Raw genomic sequence first — 24209 nt, forward strand, 5'->3', positions numbered from 1 at the left:
TGAAGAATTTACGGTATTTGTAAGGCGTAAAAAGTAAAAAAACTTTCTTTGGGTTTCCCCTTTATTTTGGAAAATGTTTTTCCACAGAACACTATTGCACTACTTGAATTATTTATCAATTAACGTGTACACTGTTGGTTAAATATTGTGTTGAATCAAAAATAATAGGAAGGGTTCAGCGTTGGCTAAAATAATTGTAATTACATCAGGTAAAGGCGGAGTAGGAAAAACCACTTCTTCTGCAGCTATTTCTTCAGGCCTCGCCCTACTAGGGCACAAGACTGTCGTTATTGACTTCGATATCGGTTTAAGAAACCTCGATATTATCATGGGCTGTGAGCGTCGAGTTGTTTATGACTTTATTAATGTTATTAATAAAGAGGCAAGCCTAAATCAGGCTTTAATTAAAGACAAGCGCGTTGCAAACCTCTCAATACTTCCTGCATCACAAACCCGAGATAAAGATGCATTAACTCTTGAAGGGGTTGAACGAGTCCTTAATGATCTCGCAAAAGATTTTGATTTTATTATTTGTGATTCGCCTGCCGGAATTGAAGCTGGTGCATTAATGGCTATGTATTTTGCTGATCATGCAATCGTTGTGACTAATCCAGAAGTTTCTTCTGTGCGTGACTCTGATCGTATACTGGGTATACTTGCCAGCAAGACTAAAAGAGCCATTGAAAATCAACCACCAATCCAAGAACATTTGTTATTAACACGTTATGATCCAGAACGTGTTGAGCGTGGTGACATGCTTTCTGTTACTGACGTAAAGGAAATATTAGCCATTCCGTTAATTGGCGTTATTCCAGAATCAAAATCGGTACTTAAAGCGTCAAACACAGGTACACCAGTAGTACTTGATGAAACAAGTGACGCCGGTATTGCTTATCAAGATGCAATTGCTCGTTTTCTCGGTGAAGAAAGACCTATGCGCTTCATAAATAATGATCGTAAAGGATTATTGCGTCGCTTATTCAGCAAAAACAAGGAGGAAGTGACGGTATGAGTATTTTTAATTACCTGCGCAGAAGGAGTGCTACAGCATCCGTTGCTAAAGAGCGTTTACAGATCATAATTTCTCATGAGCGCTCCCAACGTAATACACCTGACTACCTACCCAAGCTTCAGGAAGAAATTCTTACTGTTATTGCTAAATACGTACATGTCACACGTGATCAGGTCAGTGTGAATCTTGAGCGTATGGGAGACAACTCGGTGCTCGAATTAAACATCACTATGCCAGACGATGTTAAAGAAAACGCCTAGAGACTTTCTGAGCAAGATTATATTGAATGGTTGTGCTTCTGAGAAGGAAAGCCCAGCGACCATAGTGAAATGGAGCAAAACCCCAAAGGTTGATTATCCACCCAAGTCCATCCCCAAAAACTTAACCATATCCATTGGCCATCTTGGTACGGCGCCCAATCTGAAGCTCCATTATTCGGATACCAAACCGGACCATATTGTTCATCTTCAATCCAAGCTCCATATCCTTTTTTATTGTACTGCATCCACGCCACGTTTTAAGTTTAAATTCCAGTAAAATCAATAAATAAAAGATGAGCTACAGGTTATTAATGCTCTATGTTCATCAGAGTTAAATTAAATAATAGGTGGCAGAGGAGAGTAAAGAAAAACCCGGGACCAATATATTAGACACCCGGGTTACGATTCAGCAAATATACTTATAGCTGCATTGCACCAGGAGTCAAAATCAAATCATTTCTGATTCTATATCATCTTTATTAACAACAACTTTTTTACCCCTGGCAGATTTTATTGATGCGGGTCGACGCAAATCCTCATCATTGAAATCATCTACCTTTATCACATCTTGCCGTGCTAGCTCTGCTTCTTTTAATTGCTTGGCTTCTTTCTCGGTTAACAAACCACAAGCCAAAGCTTCATTAATTTGTTCCAGCAGAGTAAGTGATTTTAAAACATCATCTTTTACTGCACGCATTATTTTTCTTTCCAACTCATCTACCGCACAAATTTTATGGAAAGCTTCCTCCAGACGACCTAAAGGACAATTGTCCCCAGCTTTGCTATAAACCAAACGAGTGAGGCGCATACGAGCTTCGCCAGGTTCAATGAGAATTCTGGCTAACTTATGGCCCAGCTGGTCATTTGGTTTATTTCTTCGATTACCTAAGGGTTTAATAATCAAGCGTAAAACAACTCGTGCCCAACCTGCTGGGAAATTGACAATAACGCCATGCATTGCCGTCTCACATTCATACAACAGTTGTTGACAGCTCCAATCAACCAGAGGTAAATCAGCTTTGGGCTCACCATCTTCATGATAACGTTTTAAGACTGCTGAAATCAAATACAATGAACTCAGCATATCCCCAAGACGTGAGGATAATTTCTCTTTACGTTTTAAGTCCCCTCCTAAAATACTCATTGAGAAATCAGCAAGAAATGCTAAATTAGCGCTGTATTTATGCAAAAGTTGATAATAACGTTTTACACTGCTCACAGGTGCTTTAGATAAGTGTGCATCAGTCCAAGCAAAAATAACCGACTTCGTAAAGTTGGCAATAATAAATCCGGCATGGGAAAAAAATGCCTTATCAAATTCAACCAGATTATTGTTGCGGATACTTTCAAGTTCCTTAAATACATAGGGATGGCATCGAATCGCTCCCTGGCCAAAAATAATTAAACTTCGAGTGAGTATGTTCGCTCCTTCCACAGTAATTGCGATAGGAGATCCTTGATAACCTCTACCCATATAATTATTAGGACCAAGACATATACCTTTTCCACCATGAATATCCATGGCATCAAGTGATACCTGTCTTGCACGTTCTGTGGTGTGGTATTTTAATATAGCACCGACCACAGAAGGTTTGGCTCCATGATCAATCGCAGCAGCGGCCATTGTTACAGCAGCGTCAATAATATAAGTATTTGACGCTAACCTGGCCAAAGGCTCTTCAATCCCCTCAAACTTTCCAATTGATTGATTAAATTGTTTACGAACGCGTGCATAAGCTCCAGAAGCCAAAGCTGCAGCCTGGGCACCTCCGTTAGCACTCGAAGGTAACGATATGGCCCTGCCAGCGCTTAAACACTCCATGAGCATGCGCCAACCACAACCTGCCATAGCTACACCACCGATTAGGTAGTCCATGGGAATAAAAACATCCTTCCCTTGAGTTGGGCCATTTAAAAACCCAGTATTCAATGGGAAATGACGACGACCTTTTGTAATCCCCGGGGTATTTGCTGGTATTAACGCACAACTAATACCCACATCCTCACCTTTACCTATTAAATTATCCGGGTCAAATAACCTGAACGCCAACCCGATTACTGTAGCTACTGGACATAAAGTAATGTAACGCTTATCCCAATTTAATCGGATACCTAATATCTTTTCGCCATTAATTTCTTGATGACATACTATGCCTTTGTCTGGGATTGATGCGGCATCAGAGCCTGCATTGGGGCCGGTTAAAGCAAAACAGGGGATTTCCCGTCCATCAGCCAAGCGTGGTAAGTAATAATTTTTTTGCTCTTCAGTTCCATATTTAAGCAACAACTCGCCTGGGCCTAGAGAATTAGGTACAGATATAGTTGTAGCAGCAGTGATTGAGCGACCATAGATTTTTACTAAGATTGACATTTGTGCGGTAGCAGAAAACTCAAGACCACCATAACGCTTTGGTATAATCATACCTAAAAATCGATTTTCCTTGATAAACTGCCAGATTTCTGGAGGTAAATCGGTTAGATTATGAGTTATATCCCAATCATCGATCATCCCGCACAAGGTATTTACAGGACCATCAAGAAAAGCTTGCTCTTCATCAGTCAAACGAACCGTAGGCGCATTTCTCAACACAGAAAAATCTGGGGCGCCACTAAATAAATCACCTTCCCAACTTACAGTGCCCGCTTCCAGAGCCTCTCTCTCAGTTGAGGACATGGCAGGCATGGCTTTACTTACTGCTTTAAAAAAATATTTGGATAATAATATTCGTCTTAAAGGTTTTATAGCACCAGCAATTAAAATAAGTTCCACTAAAACAAGTACCATTTTAGTCACTAATCCTGGAGAGCCATACATGAAAACAAGGGCACTAAATAGAGCAAAGCTAATAGCCCACACTGAAATTGCTGCCTGCCTGGTAAGCAATATCCCTGCAGCACCAATGATTATGAGCACTAAAATAGCGTGTAGCACATTATTCTCCTTAATTATTTGAGGCCTTTCGACCACTTGTACTATTTAAGTATAAACCAGACACAATTTTTATAATCTGCTTTGCCACAACTTCTGGGTGTTCCATAGGAAATAAATGGGTCCCTTTGGTTTTATAACTTGATACATTAAAATATTTTTTCATGTAGCGCACATCCATTTTACCAACCACAGTACTTTTGTCACCATAAATTAATGCTGTTGGAATGAATAACTTACCTTCATAGTTTGGGATAACGTGGGGAATAGTTCGATAAATTTGATATTCAATGTGCCTATCAAATCGCAGATGGTAACCGTCCTCTTTATACTCTAAACCGTAGGTAATATAATCGCTTAAGCAGGCATCAGTAAAGGTCTTAAATAACTCTCGCGTCTTTAAATAATCCATTAATTGATCATGATCTTTCCAATATGTGCGCCGACTTCGGGTCCTAAACGCCGGCGTAACCCGATCAATAATACCCAGGGCTTTTGCCAAACGAACCATGCTTGATTTAAAAGCACCAATTAAAGGTGAGTCCAACATAATTACCGCTTTAAATAATTCGGGTTGTTCGGCTGCTGCTAATAAGCTTAAAATACCACCTAAAGAATGCCCGACTGCGATAACAGGACGATCTGCTTGCTTTTTAACACTGGCAATGACTTCCGAAACCAGATTATGCCAGTTTTCACTAACCGGGAACAAAGGATCATGCCCAATCTTGTCAATATAGCAATAATCGAATTCTTTCTCGAGCTGATCCAGCATTTGTTTATAACATAAAGCAGGAAAACCATTTCCATGTGCAAAATGAATCAACTCTTTCATAAAGTCACCACGTGCATATGCTCCAATATAAAAGTTCTATTTATTAATTCTGTAAACAGTTTAATTCCAATGCAACGACAATGCCTTAACAAAATACAATTCTATAAAATGGCAACTCGCCTGCTTTCTGCGCGCAGAGAATAAAGTGCAAAACTGTAGTAGAAAATAAGCAATGCGAATAAAATGTAACCTGAACCCATAAAAATTGAATTGAGTGTGAGCATGGCAAGCAGCAGTAATAACATAGGGGTTCCAGCAACGGCTAAAAGCCGGCTTGATTGAGCAAAGGTGACATTAAAAGAAAAGAATATATTTGAAAAAACTTGTCCTAGAAAAGCTAAAACCAGGAAAAGAATTATAAAAATTGAAAATAACATGGCTACAACCATAGGATAAATCATTAGTTCCGAATAAAATGTCACATTTTTAATTGAATCTTCTTCTGCAATTTTTCTGCCATCAAACACCAGATTAGTTCCTTTATCAAAAGTTTGGACTAATGGAGTGCCTTTACTAGGCTTTGTTTCCGCCATATTAAAAAGTTTCAAACTGGGCACTTTAAGAGAAATTTTATTTTTGTTAATCAAAATCGAGAGGTAAGGATAGTTGGAAGGGAAATCATTGATTTTTCCTGTTGTGTCAATAATAATAACTACTTGCCCCTGATCATTCTTGATCAAATAAGGCATTGGTTTATCAAAGGAAACCTCCCCGTTTTGTATATAAAAAACAGGAATTTTTGACAAAGGCTCTGTTATTTGTTCTTTAAAAGCTTGATTCAAACTAAAGCTCATTCTTACAGCAAAGGGAATTGTAAATAAAGCGATTGTCAATAAAAGGTAGAGAATACCAAGTCCTCGCCAACGCTTCCCAACATCCACATAAAGAAGTCGTGAATAGAAAGACATATACAATGCTGACCAATATCTATAGACTGGGGTATCAATTGGTTTTAGTTGTTTGTTTTTTTCTTTGCTCACGTCATTCTCCAATCCGTTTTCCAGATTTACGATGAAAAAGATGTAATTTAATTTTAGGTAGCTTAACCCAGAGTTGTCCACTCGAAATGTGTTGATCTGCAGTAACGCGCAAATTAATCGGCTGCTTATTCTTGATACATGTCGCACGTATTAATTTGTCCGCACCCATATTATCTACAAACTCGACATAAATTGAGATGCTTTGTGGATCATTTTCAGAACAAAGTACAACATGTTCAGCTCGAATTGCTATAATCAGCTCGTCCTTATCTTCAAGGTTCTGTGCCAACGCTGGCATAGGATAATCAACTCCCAAATCTGTTTGTACCGTATTGCTGCTTTTATCGAAGACACCAGATACTATATTCAAAGGATAATGCCCTGTAAATCCTGCAACGAATAAGGTAGCAGGATTTTGATACAGTTCCTGGGGAGAGCCTATCTGCTCAACAACCCCTTGATTAAGTACCATAACACGTTCCGCCATAGTCATTGCTTCAGTTTGATCATGAGTTACATACACACTGGTAGTATTTAATTGTTGATGTAAACGACGAATTTCATGACGCATTTCCGTACGCAATTTTGCATCCAGATTGGATAAAGGTTCATCAAATAAAAAAACAGCTGGGGAGCGAACCATGGCTCTTCCCATTGCAACCCTTTGTTTTTGTCCTCCAGAAAGTGCCTGGGGTTTACGCTCTAAATAAGGAGTTAGATGCAATAATTGTGCTGCTTCATCTACTCGTTGCTTAATATCTGCCTTCTTAAAACGCCTCATTTTTAATCCATAAGCCATATTTTCAAATACAGTCATATGGGGATAAAGAGCATAATTTTGAAAAACCATAGCCATGTCCCTTTTTGCTGCAGGTATTTTATTGACACATTGATCATTAATCAAAATCGAGCCCGAACTTAAATCTTCCAAACCGGCAATTAAGCGTAATAATGTAGTTTTTCCACATCCAGATGGACCAACAATCACCATAAACTCGCCTTTTTTAATGCTAACGTTTACCTTATCCAGAATTGTTGTTGATCCGACCTTTTTTGAAACTTCAATGAGACTGACTGTTGCCATGCTTACTTTAACCCTTTTTCAAACCAGCGCTGCATTAACATGACTACCATACAAGGTGGAATCAAAGCAATCAATGCAACAGCCATAATGTAGTGCCATTGTGGCACTTGATCTGCCACGCCAGCTAAATAGCGAATCCCCATCACTACCGTAGCCATTTTTGTTTCTGTAGTAACCACTAATGGCCAAAGATACTGATTCCAACCGTACACGAACAAAATAACGAATAATGATGCAATTTGCGTTTTGGATAAGGGTAAAACAATATCAAAAAAGAAACGTACAGCCCCTGCCCCATCCAGTTTTGCTGCATCAACGAGTTCAAGAGGTATGGTTTTAAAAAACTGACGAAACAAAAAAGTTCCAGTTGCAGACACAAATAAGGGCAAAGTTAATCCAGTAAATGAATTTAATAATCCAAATGAAGCAACCACCTGAAAAGTAGGTACAATCCTGACTTCTATGGGCAACATCATAGTAATAAAAATCAATGCAAAACATAATTTTTTAAAAGGAAAATCAAAATATACCAGAGCAAAGGCTGAGCCTAAGGCAAAAACAATCTTTCCCAAAGCAATAGCCATAGCCATAAAAAAACTGTTTAACAACATCGAAGTAATAGGCTCCCCGCCTGTGACCGATAAGCCTTCTGTCATCACCGCTTTCAAATTCTTGAATAATAAAGTCCCTGGAACCATAGGAATATGAGATTGCATCATGACACTCCCTTCATTACTGGCAGCGACAAGAGCCAAATAAACAGGCAACAACATCAAAATCACAAAAAAGCATAAAAAACTATGCTGTAACATACGAGCGAAATATGATTTCATGCGTAATGGACCTTTTTTTCGAGGTATCTAAATTGCACTAAAGAAACAATAATTACAATAAACATCAACAGTACTGATTGTGCTGATGAACTTCCCAAATCCATACCCTCAAATCCATCTTGATATACTTTATAAATCAAATTAGTCGTGCTATTACCAGGCCCACCATGAGTCATCACTTGAATAATGCCAAAAGTATCAAAAAAACCATACATTAAATTGATAATGAGTAAGAAAAAAGTAGTTGGTGATAAAAGTGGAAAAATAATTTGCCAAAAACGCTGCCATCCAGATGCACCATCAATAATCGCCGCATCAATTAATGACGAAGGAACCGCTTTGAGCGCTGCGAGATAAAATAGAAAATTATAGCTGAATTGCTGCCAACTGGCAGTGAGAATAATTACTGAAAATGCCTGGTTTACATTATTTACATAATCAAAATTAATCCCGATTAATTGCAAAAAATGCGTCAGCCATCCTAAAGTGGGATGGCATAAAAAGCGCCATAGAATTGCTGCTACTGCAGGAGCTATGGCATAAGGCCAAATTAATAAAGATTTATAAACCCCTTGCGTCTTGCCTCTATTATTCACTAATATGGCCATAAGGAGTCCTAGACTCATTGTGGAAAAAGTCACACTAAAAGCAATAATAAAGGTTACCCCAATTGCCTTGCTATAGCTCGGGTCAAGAAAAAGATCCACAAAATTGGAAAGTCCTGCAAACTTTTTATGCAGACCAAAAGCATCTGTGTAAAAAAAGGATTGCAATAATGCATTACATGCAGGCCAAATAAAAAACATAAGGGTAACAATAAGTTGTGGAATTATAAAAAGCCAAGCAGAAAGACGTTGATGATTGAATTTAGCCATTGCCCAATATATAAGAGGGTCTGTACAAGCAATTATATAGGTATGTTTTTTTAAGTAAAGTGTCTGAGTAAAGTACTCAGAAGAATGCAGCATGAACTATTCGCGTGCTCTTCACTCACCCAATTCATTTTTTAAATTAACCCGAATAATGGGTTTAAGTTAAGGAAAACATTTTGCGCTACGTATACATAGAAAATCCAGGTCCACACAACCGTTTGGTCATCAAAAATGGTCCTAAGCCAAAGTACAGCAAGTCACAAATTTTAGTGGGTGTTAAAGCGACCGCACTTAATCGGGCAGATATCATGCAACGCTATGGTAAATATCCTCCCCCTCCTGGAGAATCTGATGTTCTGGGCCTAGAAATTGCCGGAGAAGTCGTCGAAGTCGGTGCACATGTAACGCAATTCAAACCCGGTGATAAAGTTTATGGGTTAGTCGGTAGTGGTGCTTATGCTGAATTTTGTCCTGTGGAGGAATCGCTAGCTCAGCATATTCCTGAAAATTGGAGTTATTCGCTTGCTGCAGCGCTTCCGGAGGCACTAACAACCGTTTATGCCACTTTATTCGATTTAGGCAAGCTCAAATCGGGACAAAAATTGCTTATTCATGGGGCAGGAAGCGGCATCGCCTCGTTGGCAATCCAAATGGCAAAATTGATCCATGCTCATGTAATCACCACAGCAGGAACAGATTTCAAAGTAGAAAAAGCAATTAAACTCGGTGCAGATCAAGTGTTTAATTACCATAAACAGGATTTTGAAGACTTAATTGAAGATCACAGCGTTGATTTAATCATTGATTTTATAGGTGGTGATTATTTTAATAAGCATTTGCATTTATTGAAACCTAAAAGCAAACTCATCCAGATCGCGTGCCTCAAAGGAAGTTCAGTGGAATGCAATCTTGCACTGATTATGCGCAAAAGATTGCAAATTATTGGCTTTGTACTTCGTTCTCAATCTCTTCAAGAAAAAAATAAATTATGGAAACAAGCTCATAAAGAATGGATAGAAAACCTGAGAACAAAAAAATTGACTCCTATTATTGACTCAGAATTTAAACTGGAACAAATTGAAGAAGCACATCAATACATGCAATCCGGCGCACATTTTGGCAAAATTGTTATTCATGTAGATTAACTCTGGATGTATTGTAGCCCAGGCTACAATACACGTTATTTAGTTAGGTGTAATTTTCTTAGTATGAAGAGAACGATTTAATAATTGCTCATAGATAGGTCCATTCGGAGTGAGCTGTAGCACAATAGTTGCAGTAATACATGCCATCATCACAGGGAATATTAAATAATAATTATGAGTCATTTCGACCACCAATACTGCGCCAGTTATTGGTGAACGCGTCGATGAGGCAAAAAGTGCGGCCATTCCTGCAACTGCAAACATTCCAGGTTGGGTTAAAAATTCAATATGTAATATTTCTAAAATATGGAATATCGCTAAACCAAGAAGTGTCCCTAAAGAAAGGATAGGAGCAAAAATTCCTCCCGGAACCGCTGTTCCATAGCATGCCATGGTTCCTATAAATCGTACTGCTAAAAGAAAAAGCAAAAGACCAAATCCTGGCGACAGGGTTAATGCCTGATGAATAATGTGCATACCGCCACCTACGGCTGCTGGATGATGCACTGCTAAATAGCCAATCAAAAATCCTACCGTCAGCACGTAACATGTTTTTTGTCTTGAAGTAAGTTTATCCAGGAGCGTTAGGGTACCTACCAATGAGAGATTAAATAAAAGCCCTACAAAGCCTACCACGATGCCAAATAGAGCAAATAACCATAAAGAATCAAGATGAGGGAATTCAAATACATTCATGGGGATCGTTGGCTGGGGACCAATGATTAAATCAAGAATGACTGTAGCTGTGATACAACAAATAACCACCATACTAAAACTGGTAAAAGAATAGTTGAACTGGTTACGCATTTCTTCCATGACAAAAATAACTCCGGCCAGAGGAGCATTAAATGCCACTGCTAAACCTGCAGCGGCTCCTGCAGCAATCAAACTATCCTTTCTACGTCGTGTCAGGTTAAACAGACCACCTAGCATTTCCCCTAAGCTACCGCCTATATGGATCGTGGGGCCTTCTCGTCCCAAAATCATTTTTGCAGAGAGTGCCAAAATACCAAAAAAGAATTTTACGGGTAATAAGCGACGCCAAGATATGCGTCTTAAATGAAGTAATGCACCTTCAATCTCCGGTACACCACTTCCTGATGCTTCAGGAGCAAACTGCTTTACAGCATAATAGGCCGCATAAACCATAGCCATAGAGACCAACCCCGAAATCAATCCAGATGGCCATCCATGAAGACTAAGTAAATGAAAAAAATTATCTAACAAGTTGCCCAACACATCGATTGATAATCGAAATGTTGAGCCAACAAGGCCAACTACAATACCCAAAACAAAAGATACAGCATAAAGCATTAATATCTTATTGCGCATTGCGTTAAATCATCTCCATCAAATTGTTGATAATTTTAAATCCAGCCTGATTCACTAAAGACAATATAGTTTCAGGATGAAATTGAACTGCGTGAATAGGTAATTGCTGGTGAGAAATAGCCATCACAATCCCGTCATCACTCATAGCAGTAACCTTCAACTCTTTTGGCATCGCATTTAAACGTGCATAGAGTGAATGATACCTCCCTGCTTTAAAACACTCTCCCAAGCCTGAGAATAATTTGGGATCATCTACGACTTTTATGATGGATGGCTTACCATGCATGGGATATTCTAGAACATCCAAAATGCCACCAAAATGCTCAACAATTCCCTGCAAGCCTAAACACACTCCGAATAAAGGAATGCGATGAGAAATAACAGCAGCAATTGTTTGAGAGAGATTAAAATCACTGGGTTTACCAGGTCCTGGAGATAAAACAACAAGATCGTACTTTTGATTTTGTAAATACTGTAACGCCTTATCAAACCGAATTGTACTCACTTCTGCTCCAGTTTGACGGAAATAATTTGCTAAAGTATGTACAAACGAATCCTGGTGATCGATAAGTAAGACGTGCTTACCCCTTCCAATCAAAGGCAAATGCGCTGTCTCTGCTTGAATGTTAGTCTCTCGCTTTTGCAGCATGTCTAAAAAAGCTGATGCTTTTAAGCGCGTCTCCTGCTCTTCAGCTTCAGGAACTGAATCATAAAGCAAGGTAGCACCCACACGAATTTCAGCAATTCCTTTTTCGATGCGCACAGTTCTTAAAACCAGACCTGTATTTAAATTTCCATCGAAACCAAACCATCCTACAGCACCAGCATACCATTTGCGCGGGGATTTTTCATGTTCTTCAATAAAATTAAGGGCCCAAATTTTAGGCGCGCCCGTCACAGTAACGACCCACATATGAGTTAAAAAAGCATCTACCGCATCAAAATTTTCCCTTAAAATGCCTTCAACATGATCCACGGTATGAATCAATCGCGAATACATTTCAATTTGTCTACGCCCAATGACTTTCACAGAGCCTGCTTCACAAATACGGGATTTATCATTTCTATCCACATCAGTGCACATGGTTAATTCAGATTCTTCTTTTTTTGAATCCAATAAGATCTGAATATTTTCTGCATCTTCAATTGCATCAGCACCCCGTTTAATCGTGCCGGAAATTGGGCAAGTTTCAACTCTTCGTCCCTGAACCCGCACATACATTTCTGGAGATGCACCGACCAAATACTCTTCGTCACCCAAATTAATAAAAAAGCCATAAGGTGAGGGATTTAATTGACGCATTTGTTTGAATAAAGAAGAAGGCTGCTCTTTATAATGGGTATAAAAAGTCTGACTTGGAACTACTTCGAACAAATCACCACAAGCAAAACGTTCCTTGGCTGTATTTACAACCTGTGCATATTCACCTGGCATATGATCACATTCTTTTTCGGGTTTGTTAGGTGATTGGTATGCCGCAGAAACGCCCTCTCTCGCCAAAGATTTTGTTGATCGACCTTGAAATTGAAAATCATAACGTCGAAGAAAAGCTTCTTCTTTACGATGATTCACTACATAAATTTCATCAGGTAAGTAAAGAACCATATCTCTTTGAGACAGTTCTCTTTCTTTATGCTTTTGTAACTCTTCAAATTGAAAAATCAAATCAAAACCTAAAGCGCCATATAATCCCAAATAAGATTCATTTTCCAATTTAAAAAAGGACAATATCAGACGGATTACTGTAAATACTGAAGGCTGTTGGCTGCGTTCTTCTTCGCTGAAAACTCTTTCCGAGGGCTTAATTTTGATTTGCAACAATTCATCATTTTGCGCTGCAATTTCTAAGGACTCTTCATTCTCCAACAATGGAGTAATAAAAGTTAATAATATTTTGCCACGTTGGTTTAAGGCATCAATTTGAATTAAATTCTGCTTGCAAATAACAGCCAGAGGTGGATTATAAAAGCCGATATCCCAACAGGTATAACGCCCTGGATATTCAAAACTTGAAGCAAATAAAGCTCCTCTTTGCGCATCTAAATGCTCAAGAAGATTTTCAATACCTTGTTGGTAATCTAGAGGTGTCTGAGAACACTCTACTTTAACGCCCCTTTGGGTTTTATAATGCCGCAACATGAATGACTAACTCGATTGAATAATTATGATGTACCCTCATTCTACTTTAAAAATGGGGTTCTGCAAGAATCTCGTCGTTTAGATGCAATGTAGCCTGTACCCAGGCTACATTATTCACGATTGATTTTTAACAATTTCATCAAGAGAGCAGTTTTTATCTATTGCTTCCTGAACCCACAAACCCACCTGATGATGTGCATCCCTAAAAGGCACTCCTTGCACTACTAAGGACTCTAAAACTGCAGTAGCATTCAGAAAGCCACTATTGGCTTTCTGTTCCATCACTTTCGTATTAAATTGCACGCTTTCAAGAAAAGGAGCAATGATTTCCAAGCATGCAGTCAAGGTATTTACTGTGTCAAAGAGGCATTCTTTATCTTCTTGCATGTCCTTGTTATATGCAAGCGGCAATCCTTTCATTACTGTTAGAATACCCATTAAATGCCCAAAAACTCGACCGCTTTTACCTCTGATTAACTCCAGAACATCAGGATTTTTCTTGTTAGGCATCAACGATGAGCCGGTAGCAAAAGCATCATCTAGAGTAATAAAACCAAACTCTTGAGTAGCCCAAAGAATCAAATCTTCAGCGAGCCGTGACAAGTGCATCATAACAATTGAAGCAACAGAACAAAACTCAATAATAAAGTCTCGATCACTTACTGCGTCCAGTGTATTCTCAATCACCCCATTAAAACCCAAGGTTTCTGCGACCCATTGTCGGTCGAGAGGTAGATTACTTCCTGCTAAAGCACCAGCGCCTAAAGGCGAGAAGTTCATTCGTGTATGCCAGTCGTGTAAACGTCCTAAATCACGTTGAAACATTGCTATATAAGCAGCAAAAAATTGTCCTAAATAAATTGGCTGAGCTTGCTGCAAATGGGTATAACCTGGAATTTTATCTTTAGCATGATGATTTTCCAGCTTTTCCAAGGCCTGGTTTAAACGCTGAATAAGCAGATAAACCTGCAAGCCTGCATCACGCGAATACAATCTTAAATCCAGGGCAACCTGATCATTTCGACTTCGACCTGTATGCAGCTTTTTACCTACATCACCAATTTTAGCGATAAGTAATTGCTCCACAAACATATGAATATCTTCACAAGACTCATCAAATTCATGGAGCCCCTTTTCTATTTCATGGCATATTTCTTCCAGCCCATTACAAATCAAATCTGCTTCACTGTCAGAAATAAGCTTTTGTCGTGCAAGCATTTTTGCATGTGCTTGACTCCCAACGATATCGTGAGCATAGAGCACCTTATCAAAAGCCAAAGAAGCATTAAAATGCATAACACCTGGATCGAGTTCTTTTTTGAATCGCCCTCCCCATGTTTTATGAGCAACCATTATTTATCTCCTTTATGTACCTTGCCATACACCTGCGCTGATAAAGAAAATAAATTTATAAATCCTTCAGCATCCTGTTGGTTGTAAACACTATCCTCTTCAAAAGTAGCCAATGCAGGATCATGCAAACTAAATGGAGAATGCATTCCATAAGGAATGATGTTCCCTTTGAATAATTGCAAACTTACAGTTCCAGTCATGTGCTGTTGTGTTACATCAATCAATGCATCCAACGCATTTTTGGTTTGGGAAAACCATCGTCCCTCATAAACAAGATTGGCATAAGTTTGCTGTAAGGACTGTTTTAAATGCAACGTTGACCGGTCAAGACACAAGCTTTCAAGCATTTGATGTGCCTTATAAAGAACAGCGGCCGCAGGTGCTTCATATATTCCTCTGATTTTCATTCCAACCAATCGGTTTTCTACAATGTCAGCCACCCCAATTCCATGAGCACCTGCAATTTTATTTAACTCTTTGAGCAATTCCACCGAACTCATTTTTTTAGCATTCAACGCAACGGGAACGCCATGGTCAAAATCAATACTCACTAATTCTGAATTATCTGGCGATTGTTCCAAAGATGCAGTCATCAATAATAAATCATCAGGCTGGGGTTGTGCTGGATCTTCTAAAACACCACCTTCATGAGAAATATACCAAAGATTATGATCGCGTGAGTAAGGTGACTTCGGTGTAACTGGAACGTCAATACCATGTAATTTGGCGTATTCAATCGCCTCTTGTCTGGACTTAATTTTCCAGGATCTCCAGGGCGCGATAATTTTAAGTTCTGGAGCCAAAGCTTTTACCGTATATTCAAAACGAACCTGGTCATTACCTTTTCCAGTAGCTCCATGAGCAACGGCATCAGCTTTTTCCAACAGGGCAATTTCAACCAGTTTTTTGGCAATGAGCGGCCGAGAAATAGTACCTAGAACATATTGGTTTTCATAAAGTGCTCCTGCCTTGACCAATCGCCACAGATAGTCGCTAACAAACTCACCTTGAACATTCATCACGTAGGCTTTTGAGGCACCGCTTTTTATTGCTTTTTCTTTAATCGCCGTTAAATCTTCATTTTGTCCTAAATCACAAACCATTGCGATAATCTCTGCCTGCTGGTAATGTTCTTTAAGCCATGGAATCATTACTGAAGTATCCAGGCCGCCCGAATAGGCAAGGACAATTTTTTTAATCGATTCAGTCATGGTTTACTCCTGGTAGTATTGTTTTAAATGTAAAATAGGTTCAGCCAACTCTTTGGGCACTACATCCGTGACTAATTGCCCTCCTTTTAGAATAATTAGTCGATCTGACATTTTGCTTAAGAAATCAAGATCGTGGGATGCAATCACCATCGTAACCCCTAAAGATTTCACTGAATTTAATAAGCTAATCACTTCATCAATCGTTGCCAGATCAAGACCCGATGTAGGCTCATCACAAAGTAATAAATTGGGTTTCATCATTAAGCTTCGTGCTAAAGCAACACGTTGCTTTTGCCCACCAGACAATTGGTGTGGATAGGCCGATGCTTTATGGCTAATTCCCAAACTCAGCAGTAACATCTGTGCCTGCTCTTCGTGATTCAACATTTTGTTGTGTAAACGAGGCGCATACACCAAATTTTGCATCACAGTCATATGTGGAAAAAGCTGGAAATCCTGAAACATAAAACCACTTTGACCTGCTACTTCAATCGTACCTGAATCCAAAGTTTCTAATTGTTGTATGCAACGCAATAACGTGGATTTTCCACTTCCAGATGGCCCAGCCAAACCAACTACTGTTTGTGCTTGTACGTTTAAGTTAATATTATTTAATACGGTGAGTGAGCCAAAATATTTGCAGGCTTGATTAATGGCTAACATAAAGCCTCCTTTGTTCCATTTTCTTGCCCAGGAACTCAATCAAAAGGACCATCCCATAGTAAAAACCACCCGCAATGCACAGTGGAACAAAATAGGTAAATTGCTCTGCAGCCACCGATTGAGCTCTGCGCATCAAGTCCATTCCTCCTATAGTCGCAATCAAAGCAGTTTCTTTCAACAGTGCAATCATTTCATTAATGTATGCGGGAAAAATATTCTTAATCACTTGAGGCAAAACAATATCCTTCCATAGATAAAAGCCAGGTATTTGCAGCGTTTTTGCTGCCTCAAACTGGCCTTTTGGCAAATGCTCTATTCCTGCTCTCAGAATCTCGGCAATATAAGCGGAACTGTTCAAACCAAAAGTTAAAAGCCCTGCTGCTAAAATATTTGCCTTGATGCCGATTAATGCAGGTGCAGCAAAATAAATAAAACTAAGTTGTAAAATTACTGGAGTCCCTCTCATTATCGAAATAAATCCATTTATTATTGGCTTCATAATCCCTTGGTATCGCAATAAAGCGAGTACTGTTCCTAATAAAGTCCCTATCAATAGTCCACCAAATAACAGAATCAAAGTAACTAAAGTTCCCTCGCCAATATAGAGGACATTTTGTTTTAATTCGTCCATTTTGTGTCCTCCAACCATTTTTTCTTGAGTGCAGCAAGCTCACCACTTTGCTCTAACGCATATAAAATATGATTTATTTTGTGAGTTAATTCAGAATTCTTTTTCAATACCAAACCATAGCCATCTGCTGATTGAGCAAGAATCGCAAAGGATAATCCAGGATTTTTCTGACTAAATACTGCACCTTGCACTCCATCAACGAGAACCAAATCAACATGACCAGCCTTTAGGGCTGCGATGGTTTGATTGTGATTATCCATTACTAAAAGACTGGTTTTTGGCATATTCTTTTTTAACCAAATTTCCATGGTGCTGCCTAATTGAACTGCAATTTTTTTATCAGCTAATTGTTTTACATCGTTAATCGGTTTTTTTTCAGGAAAAACAGCAGCCATACTTTCAAAATAATAAGGCTTAGTAAAATCAAAATTCTTTTTTCGCTGCTCTGTAATGGTAATCGTAGAAATCGCTGTATCAACCTGGCCTGTACTTAAAGCAGGTAAAATACTGCTGAATTGCATGGTATCAAACATTGCTTCCTTACCCAGCTTTTTTGCAATCAGACGTGCTAAATCAATATCAAACCCTTTGATTTCACCATGATCATTGTATTCAAATGGTGGATATTCTGCAGCTACTGCAAAATGAATATATTGAACACTTTCATTGGGAATCCTTGCATAACACAAAGAAACCAAAAAGGAAAAACCTGCTAAAAATGTAAAGAATATTTGTTTCATTTGAATATAAATCCAGTTTTTATGCGTTTTTTAAATTTATCAACCTTGACTTGCCCTGTCAAGGTATTTTGAATATAATTTCATTAAAAATGATTTTGCATTCACATAAGCATATGGCGTCTTCCACTAAATTCTAGACAAGGCGCAAGTAAAGTGAGGTGAAGGAGTGTACTCAAGTACATGACTGAGCCGAACGAGCTTGCAACGATGTATCGAACTTAGTGGGGGGCGCTATAAATAAAGTGGAGATATAAATGAGTCAAGATGCTGCTCTTGATGGGCATATATTAAATATTGTGCAAACTGAGAAAATTGCGGAACAAATTGATTTACAAAACAGTTTAAAGGAACGGGGTTATACTATTCCTCAGGCAACCCTATCGCGAAGATTGAAAAAATTAAAAATTGCGAAAATAGGAGGTACTTATCAAGTAGTGGATTTCAATATGCCCAACTTGCCTTTGGTATTAAATATGCAAGTATCCGATTATGGCCTTATCGTACTGCATACACATCCTGGCAATGCGAATAGCCTGGCTTTTTTTATTGATAGAAAATTCGTATCCTATTCATCTCAAATAGCCCAAAACTCGGGTATATTAGGCACAATCGCTGGTGATGATACCGTGCTTCTTATTGTAAAAAGCAAGGAGCAACTACACCATGTAATTCACCTATTGCAAGATGAATTTCCTTACCTCAAAAAGTAATTCGATTATTGCAGTTAACTGTAGCCTGGGTGCAGCGCAGCGAAACCCGGGATCGGATATTCGTTTTAGAAAACCCGGGTTTCGCCGCGCTGCACCCAGGCTACCAATCATTCAGACTACAATTATATTTATAAGTTATAACATCCTCGTTATAATATGGCGTTAACTCTGTGAGGTACCATTTTATGACCATCTCAGCAAAAGATTTAGAAAAAATTTCTCAACTAGCCTACCTGGATACGGATGTAGAACATTCACCAAAATTAATTGAAGATATTAATGCGATCATGAATTTTGTCGAACAATTGCGCTCTGTTAATACCCAAGAAGTGGAACCACTTTTTCATCCTCTTGCCTTAAGTCAGCGTTTAAGACCTGATGCAGTTACTGAAGGAAATTGTCTGGTTGAATTAGAGGCCCTTGCACCACAATTTGAACAAGATCTTTACTTAGTACCTCAAGTTATAGAGCAGAGTAAATAATCATGGAAAATTTATCATTAAAGCAATTATCTCAGGCTTTACATCATCGCAAACTCTCTAGTGTTGAATTAACTCAACACTACCTAAAACAAATTCAAAAGCATAACGATTTAAATTCTTTTATCAGTTTAGATGAAGAACATGCTCTTCTTGAGGCTCAAAAAGCAGATCATAAGTTAAAAAATGGAGATGATAAAATCCTTACTGGCATCCCTATGGCTCTGAAAGATTTATTTTGTACCAAGCGTATGCCAACTACTTGTGGGTCTAAAATGCTTGAACATTTCCAGTCTCCCTATGAAGCGACTTTAGCCAGTAAGTTACTTGAACAAGGATCGATTCTGATAGGTAAAACCAATATGGACGAATTTGCCATGGGCTCGTCTAATGAAAACAGCTACTTTGGTGCTGTAAAAAATCCATGGAATAAAGAACGGGTACCTGGCGGCTCTTCTGGTGGTTCAGCAGCAGCCGTAGCTGCCGGTTTGATCCCTTTTGCTATAGGTTCTGACACTGGAGGCTCAATACGCCAACCTGCAGCCCTATGTGGAATTAGTGGAATTAAACCCACTTATGGACTCATTTCTCGCTATGGAATGATTGCTTATGCATCCAGTCTGGATCAGGCAGGACCTTTGGCCAGAAGTGCTGAGGATCTCGCATTGGTGCTTCAAGCTATGGTGGGATTTGACTCCAAAGACTCTACCTCGGTCGATACCACAATTCCTGATTATTATGCTGAACTCAATAAGCCTTTATCCAAATTAAAAATTGGATTACCTTCGTGTTTTTTTCAACCGCAAGTAGACCAAGAAATACAAGATGCGATTCTTGAAGCAGTAAAAATTTTTGAAAGTATGGGTGCCGAAATTATTCATGTTAATTTAGAACTCCAACCTTTATGGGTACCTTGTTACTATGTGGTCGCGTGCGCTGAAGCTTCGTCAAATTTATCACGTTATGATGGTTTGCGTTTTGGTTATCGCAGTGACAATGCACCTACATTAACCGAGCTCATCCGCAATACTCGCAGTGAAGGCTTTGGTATTGAAGTGAAACGTCGAATTCTTACTGGAACACATGTGCTGTCATCGGGTTATTTCGATGCCTATTATTTACAGGCACAAAAAATTCGTCGGCTTATTCAAGAGGAACTTGTCACAAAATTGAATTCTGTTGACGTTATTCTTGGACCAACATCCCCAACATGTGCCTTTAAACTTGGTGAAAAAATTGCTGATCCAATTCAAAATTACCTGGCTGATGTATTTACTGTGGCTGCTAATCTTGCTGGACTTCCCGCAATTTCCATACCTGCAGGCTTCTCTAAAGAGTTACCTATAGGCTTGCAACTTATGAGCAAACATTTTGGTGAAAGCCGCTTGCTCCAGATAGCTCATCATTATCAACAACAGACCAACTGGCATTTGGCCAGTCCAAACCAATAAAGGTGCATTATGGAATGGGATACAGTCATTGGCCTTGAAGTACATATTCAGCTAAAAACAAAATCAAAGCTTTTTTCTGGCGCAGCAACTGCTTTTGGTTCCTCCCCTAACTCTCAAACCTGCTTTATCGATGCAGGATTTCCTGGGGTTTTACCCGTATTAAATCAGGAAGCAGTCATTATGGCGATTCGGTTTGGTTTAGCGATTCAAGCAGACATTAATGATCAATCTGTTTTTGAGCGTAAAAACTATTTTTATCCAGACTTACCCAAAGGCTATCAAATCAGTCAATTTCAAAAACCCATAGTCAGCAATGGTAAATTGACAATTGCTTTGAATGACGGCAGTGAAAAAGACATTTTAATTGTACGTGCCCATTTGGAAGAAGATGCAGGCAAATCATTGCATGGAGTGCATTCGGGTTACAGTGGCATCGATCTTAATCGAGCAGGCACACCCTTATTGGAAATAGTAACTACCCCCTGTTTGTTTTCCAGTCATGAAGCAGTGAGCTACCTCAAAAAACTACATCAATTGGTTCAGTTTTTAGGCATTTGTGATGGGAATATGCAAGAAGGAAATTTCCGCTGTGATGTCAACCTATCTTTAAAGCCTAAAGGATCTTCTGTTTTAGGAACACGAACTGAATTGAAAAACTTGAACTCATTCCGTTTTATTGAAAAAGCCATCGCTTATGAACAAGCACGGCATCAGGATATACTTGAAGGTGGAAAACAAGTAATTCAAGAAACTCGTCTTTATAATCCTGGCACGCACACAACACATGCGATGCGTAGTAAAGAGAATGAAAATGATTATCGATATTTTCCAGATCCCGATTTATTACCAATACAAATTCCTCGATTCCTCATTGCTGAAGTAAAAAATAATTTACCTGATTTGCCCGATAAAATTCATAATGAATTAAAAAATATACCTTCTCTAAATGAAGAGGATATTAATTTTATTCTTTCTTCGCCAGCAGCTTACCAGTTTTTTAAATCAGTTAAAGCGCAATGCCGTGCTCCTGAAAAAATGATTATTAATTGGTTAAAGGGCCAATATGCTGCTGCTTTAAATGAAGAGAACTTGACCTTTGATACCCCGCGTATATCCGCAGAATTAATTGCAAATCTACTCGATAAACTGCATGATCGGGCTATTTCTTTAAACCATGCACGAGCTATTTTTACCTTATTGTGGGCTGGTGAAAAAGATATTGAAGCAATTATCGAACGTGAGGGATATCAGCAGGTAGATGATACTGCTGCCTGGGAGGAACTGATTATTAAATTAATTCAACAATATCCGGAACAAACAGCGGATTACCGGGCAGGAAAAGAAAAATTATTGGCATTCTTTGTCGGACAAATTATGAAACAAACCAAAGGAAAGGCAAACCCGGAACAAATCAATACTCTGTTGAAAAAACATTTGGCTGGAAATGAGTAATTTTGAATACTGAATCTTCTACACCTCGCTGAAAAACTAGTCCAGCTCTAGTCCGACTTCCCGCGGCTTGTCCGCGGGATCCAGGAGATCTGCGCTGAAACACTGGACCCCACGGACAAGCTCAGACAAGCCGCGGGGCGTAGGCAGAGATGTGATCAAGAGACAGTTGCAAGCAGCCAGGCTACACGGGCTCGATCATAAACCACCTCGGTGAAGTAAGAACCAATGACTTCACTCAGTAGTGTGGAAACCTGAGATTGGGTTGAACCAGTCTTTATAAAGGTGTTCTTTGTTCCTAATGGAGTAAAGTCAATAACATTGTGGACTACTGGCAACGTCTTTGGGAAATGCCTGTTCTTTTATCCTCTGGTATTCTTCATTACTGTTGTTATCTACTCCAAGATAGAAATTTTCCACAATTTTATGTACGTTATCACCAACGACTCCCATGGTTTTAAGTCCATGAAAATCAGACTGAGTTGAAAATACAAGAAATTTGGAGTGTCCTTTTGTTTGCCAGGCTTCATCAATGCCCAAAAGTCGTTGTAAACCAAGCATGCGGCTTGTACCGAAATAACTACCACCTTTGGTGATGATTTCTTTTTTAGCACCAGAGCCTGCAGTGACTTTCTTATGAGCGTTATTAATAATATCGTGTAAATTGCTTTCAAATTTTAAATCATTATCTTGCAACCTAAGTTCTCTTTCTAATGACAGACAATAGCTACTCTTCTCCTGATGTCGTGATTTATAAAATTTTACAGAAAATCTTTTTTGCTCTTTTTCTATTGTTTTTCTATATGTCTGTATTAAAGAGATTGCTTCTTGCAGCCGCGCTTTTTTTACTGCGAGCGCTTCTTCATTCTTTTTGTCACTTTTTGGAGAAGACTCTTTTGGAGTAAAAACGACGCTCTCTTGGCTCTCATCTATTTTTCTTTGTTGAGGGGCTTCACTGCGTGTATTACTAATTTGCTGTAAAAAAAACTCTGCTTGCTCCCTTTTTTGCCGAATGTATTGTTCACTCTCCCCAATAGCCCGCTTAGTATTTTGATGTATTTCCGCACTACCATGAATCCCTTCTTTGATGCGTTGTATTTCTTTCTCCTTACCTGCAATAAATTCGATGAATTCTCGAAGTTTCTGAGGATCTGAAGGTATTAGAAGGACATCCACTTTTTCTGTGACACTACTTTCAATAGTTTTTATTTGCTGCAAGCGTGTCTTTAAGTCCCATAACTCGGTTGCTTGATTCATAATCAAATCAAAGTCTCCTATTTGCTTATCAAGCTTGGATTTCTCTTCCCTAATCACTTTTGCAACAGGCATTCCTTTACATGCCTCCATGATTGCATCCATAATTTTTTTTCTTTCAGCAAAGTGTTTTCTGAAGGTTGAAATGGATTTCTCACCAAACAAAAGCTCAAACTTCTGATCAAACGCAGCAAGTGATTTTAGTGAATAATTTGAACACAACTTAAGGTAATCGCTTTTCATTAATCTTAAGTTTTCCTGATTTACATCGATGTCAGAGTTTGCGACTAAAGACTTAGCTTGGAGGATTAGTTGTTGATTTCGAATAGCCTCTAACTGTTCTTTAAATGCATTCAGTCTTTCGATAACGTTCGTAGCGAGAGTCGAGTCTTTTATAATGTCTTGAATAGGCTCATATTCTTGACTTGTTTTTTTCTGTCTTGAATAAAATTGATTTAGAGAATGTTTCTTACGAATAGTTTTTGTATCGATATCACCTTCTGCTGAGGGCAAAGCTAGAATCAAGGCATTTAGGAAATCCAAATATTCTTTGCTGTATTTTGCGGCATCAAACTTAGGAGATGTGAATAACTTAATTTTACTTTTATTGGATTCAATGAATTTCTTGAAGTTTTTATTAAACCCTATTTCAGCGAACTCCTTAACTTGTTCTAAAAGATTTTGCTCAGAGGAGATTTCGCCTGGGTTAGTATAAATGGCTCGCAGCTGCTGATTTTTCATATTCAGTATTACACATTAAAAACAGGATGGTTATATTATAATCTAAATGAGTAATAAATTACACATACTTTGAGCTAAATGGAAATACAATGTGCATTAAGAGAT

The 24209-nt window shown here is 38.7% G+C and carries 22 protein-coding genes; 7 read left to right on the top strand and 15 right to left on the bottom strand.

Annotated features, from left to right (window positions below; translation table 11 throughout):
* The first annotated feature begins 181 nt into the window (after window positions 1-181).
* On the top strand, window positions 182-1012 hold the full coding sequence (gene minD, locus A8O27_RS05705) for a septum site-determining protein MinD (protein WP_058459322.1): 831 nt from the start codon (window positions 182-184) through the stop codon (window positions 1010-1012).
* Window positions 1009-1272 carry a cell division topological specificity factor MinE gene (gene minE, locus A8O27_RS05710; RefSeq protein WP_019233062.1) on the top strand — a complete coding sequence of 88 codons (264 nt, stop codon included), beginning with the start codon at window positions 1009-1011 and terminating at the stop codon, window positions 1270-1272. The genes minD and minE overlap by 4 nt, the downstream gene beginning before the upstream one ends.
* Window positions 1273-1289: 17 nt before the next feature.
* Here minE and A8O27_RS05715 read toward each other — a convergent pair whose 3' ends face one another.
* From A8O27_RS05715 to A8O27_RS05745, 7 genes are all read right to left on the bottom strand, one after another.
* Window positions 1290-1517 (bottom strand): DUF6600 domain-containing protein, encoded by a 228-nt coding sequence (locus tag A8O27_RS05715; RefSeq protein WP_058459321.1) that lies wholly within the window; start codon window positions 1515-1517, stop codon window positions 1290-1292.
* Window positions 1518-1720: 203 nt separating this feature from the next.
* Complete coding sequence (locus tag A8O27_RS05720; RefSeq protein WP_058459320.1) at window positions 1721-4204, bottom strand: acyl-CoA dehydrogenase; 2484 nt, start codon at window positions 4202-4204, stop codon at window positions 1721-1723.
* A gap of 10 nt (window positions 4205-4214) precedes the next feature.
* Window positions 4215-5036 (bottom strand): alpha/beta fold hydrolase, encoded by an 822-nt coding sequence (locus A8O27_RS05725; RefSeq protein WP_058459319.1) that lies wholly within the window; start codon window positions 5034-5036, stop codon window positions 4215-4217.
* A gap of 101 nt (window positions 5037-5137) precedes the next feature.
* Window positions 5138-6016, bottom strand: coding sequence for a DUF1189 family protein (locus A8O27_RS05730; RefSeq protein ID WP_058459318.1), 879 nt, complete (start codon window positions 6014-6016; stop codon window positions 5138-5140).
* A gap of 1 nt (window position 6017) precedes the next feature.
* Window positions 6018-7100: an ABC transporter ATP-binding protein gene (locus A8O27_RS05735; protein WP_058459317.1), complete on the bottom strand. Its 1083-nt coding sequence runs from the start codon at window positions 7098-7100 to the stop codon at window positions 6018-6020.
* A 2-nt stretch (window positions 7101-7102) separates the two neighbouring features.
* Window positions 7103-7933 carry a sn-glycerol-3-phosphate ABC transporter permease UgpE gene (gene ugpE / locus A8O27_RS05740; RefSeq protein ID WP_058459316.1) on the bottom strand — a complete coding sequence of 277 codons (831 nt, stop codon included), beginning with the start codon at window positions 7931-7933 and terminating at the stop codon, window positions 7103-7105.
* A complete protein-coding gene (locus A8O27_RS05745) occupies window positions 7930-8808 on the bottom strand; it encodes an ABC transporter permease subunit (protein ID WP_058459371.1) in 879 nt (292 codons plus the stop codon). The genes ugpE and A8O27_RS05745 overlap by 4 nt, the downstream gene beginning before the upstream one ends.
* A gap of 173 nt (window positions 8809-8981) precedes the next feature.
* On the opposite strand from A8O27_RS05745, the gene A8O27_RS05750 reads away from it, so the two are divergent.
* Window positions 8982-9950, top strand: a complete 969-nt coding sequence (locus tag A8O27_RS05750; RefSeq protein ID WP_058459315.1) for an NAD(P)H-quinone oxidoreductase — start codon at window positions 8982-8984, stop codon at window positions 9948-9950.
* 39 nt (window positions 9951-9989) lie between these two features.
* Here A8O27_RS05750 and clcA read toward each other — a convergent pair whose 3' ends face one another.
* The 7 genes from clcA to A8O27_RS05785 all read right to left on the bottom strand — a co-directional run bounded on the left by clcA (window position 9990) and on the right by A8O27_RS05785 (window position 18020).
* Window positions 9990-11282, bottom strand: a complete 1293-nt coding sequence (gene clcA, locus A8O27_RS05755) for a H(+)/Cl(-) exchange transporter ClcA (protein ID WP_058459314.1) — start codon at window positions 11280-11282, stop codon at window positions 9990-9992.
* A gap of 4 nt (window positions 11283-11286) precedes the next feature.
* Window positions 11287-13422 (bottom strand): anthranilate synthase component I, encoded by a 2136-nt coding sequence (locus A8O27_RS05760; RefSeq protein ID WP_058459313.1) that lies wholly within the window; start codon window positions 13420-13422, stop codon window positions 11287-11289.
* A gap of 114 nt (window positions 13423-13536) precedes the next feature.
* Window positions 13537-14775, bottom strand: coding sequence for an argininosuccinate lyase (gene argH, locus A8O27_RS05765; RefSeq protein WP_058459312.1), 1239 nt, complete (start codon window positions 14773-14775; stop codon window positions 13537-13539).
* Window positions 14775-15986, bottom strand: a complete 1212-nt coding sequence (locus tag A8O27_RS05770; protein WP_058459311.1) for an argininosuccinate synthase — start codon at window positions 15984-15986, stop codon at window positions 14775-14777. Before A8O27_RS05770 ends, argH begins: the two co-directional genes overlap by 1 nt.
* Before the next feature lie 3 nt (window positions 15987-15989).
* Window positions 15990-16649 carry an amino acid ABC transporter ATP-binding protein gene (locus A8O27_RS05775; RefSeq protein WP_058459310.1) on the bottom strand — a complete coding sequence of 220 codons (660 nt, stop codon included), beginning with the start codon at window positions 16647-16649 and terminating at the stop codon, window positions 15990-15992.
* Entirely contained in the window at window positions 16636-17280 is a 645-nt protein-coding gene (locus A8O27_RS05780) for an amino acid ABC transporter permease (RefSeq protein WP_058459309.1), read from the bottom strand. Before A8O27_RS05780 ends, A8O27_RS05775 begins: the two co-directional genes overlap by 14 nt.
* Window positions 17268-18020: a substrate-binding periplasmic protein gene (locus tag A8O27_RS05785; RefSeq protein ID WP_058459308.1), complete on the bottom strand. Its 753-nt coding sequence runs from the start codon at window positions 18018-18020 to the stop codon at window positions 17268-17270. Before A8O27_RS05785 ends, A8O27_RS05780 begins: the two co-directional genes overlap by 13 nt.
* A gap of 254 nt (window positions 18021-18274) precedes the next feature.
* Between A8O27_RS05785 and A8O27_RS05790 the strand changes: the two genes are divergently transcribed.
* The 4 genes from A8O27_RS05790 (at window position 18275) to gatB (ending at window position 22112) form a co-directional block, all read left to right on the top strand.
* Window positions 18275-18730, top strand: a complete 456-nt coding sequence (locus A8O27_RS05790) for an arginine repressor (RefSeq protein WP_058459307.1) — start codon at window positions 18275-18277, stop codon at window positions 18728-18730.
* Between the two features lie 185 nt (window positions 18731-18915).
* The gene (gene gatC / locus A8O27_RS05795) at window positions 18916-19212 is read left to right on the top strand and encodes an Asp-tRNA(Asn)/Glu-tRNA(Gln) amidotransferase subunit GatC (protein WP_058459306.1); all 297 of its coding nucleotides are present in this window, start codon (window positions 18916-18918) and stop codon (window positions 19210-19212) included.
* Window positions 19213-19214: 2 nt separating this feature from the next.
* Window positions 19215-20660: an Asp-tRNA(Asn)/Glu-tRNA(Gln) amidotransferase subunit GatA gene (gene gatA / locus A8O27_RS05800; protein ID WP_058459305.1), complete on the top strand. Its 1446-nt coding sequence runs from the start codon at window positions 19215-19217 to the stop codon at window positions 20658-20660.
* A gap of 9 nt (window positions 20661-20669) precedes the next feature.
* Entirely contained in the window at window positions 20670-22112 is a 1443-nt protein-coding gene (gene gatB, locus A8O27_RS05805) for an Asp-tRNA(Asn)/Glu-tRNA(Gln) amidotransferase subunit GatB (protein ID WP_058459304.1), read from the top strand.
* A gap of 309 nt (window positions 22113-22421) precedes the next feature.
* Here the strand turns inward: gatB and A8O27_RS05810 are convergent, their stop codons facing one another.
* Window positions 22422-24104, bottom strand: coding sequence for a hypothetical protein (locus tag A8O27_RS05810; RefSeq protein WP_058459303.1), 1683 nt, complete (start codon window positions 24102-24104; stop codon window positions 22422-22424).
* Between the last annotated feature and the right edge of the window lie 105 nt (window positions 24105-24209).

Origin of the sequence: Legionella bozemanae (genome assembly GCF_001648595.1) — a bacterium.
Lineage (GTDB): Bacteria > Pseudomonadota > Gammaproteobacteria > Legionellales > Legionellaceae > Legionella > Legionella bozemanae.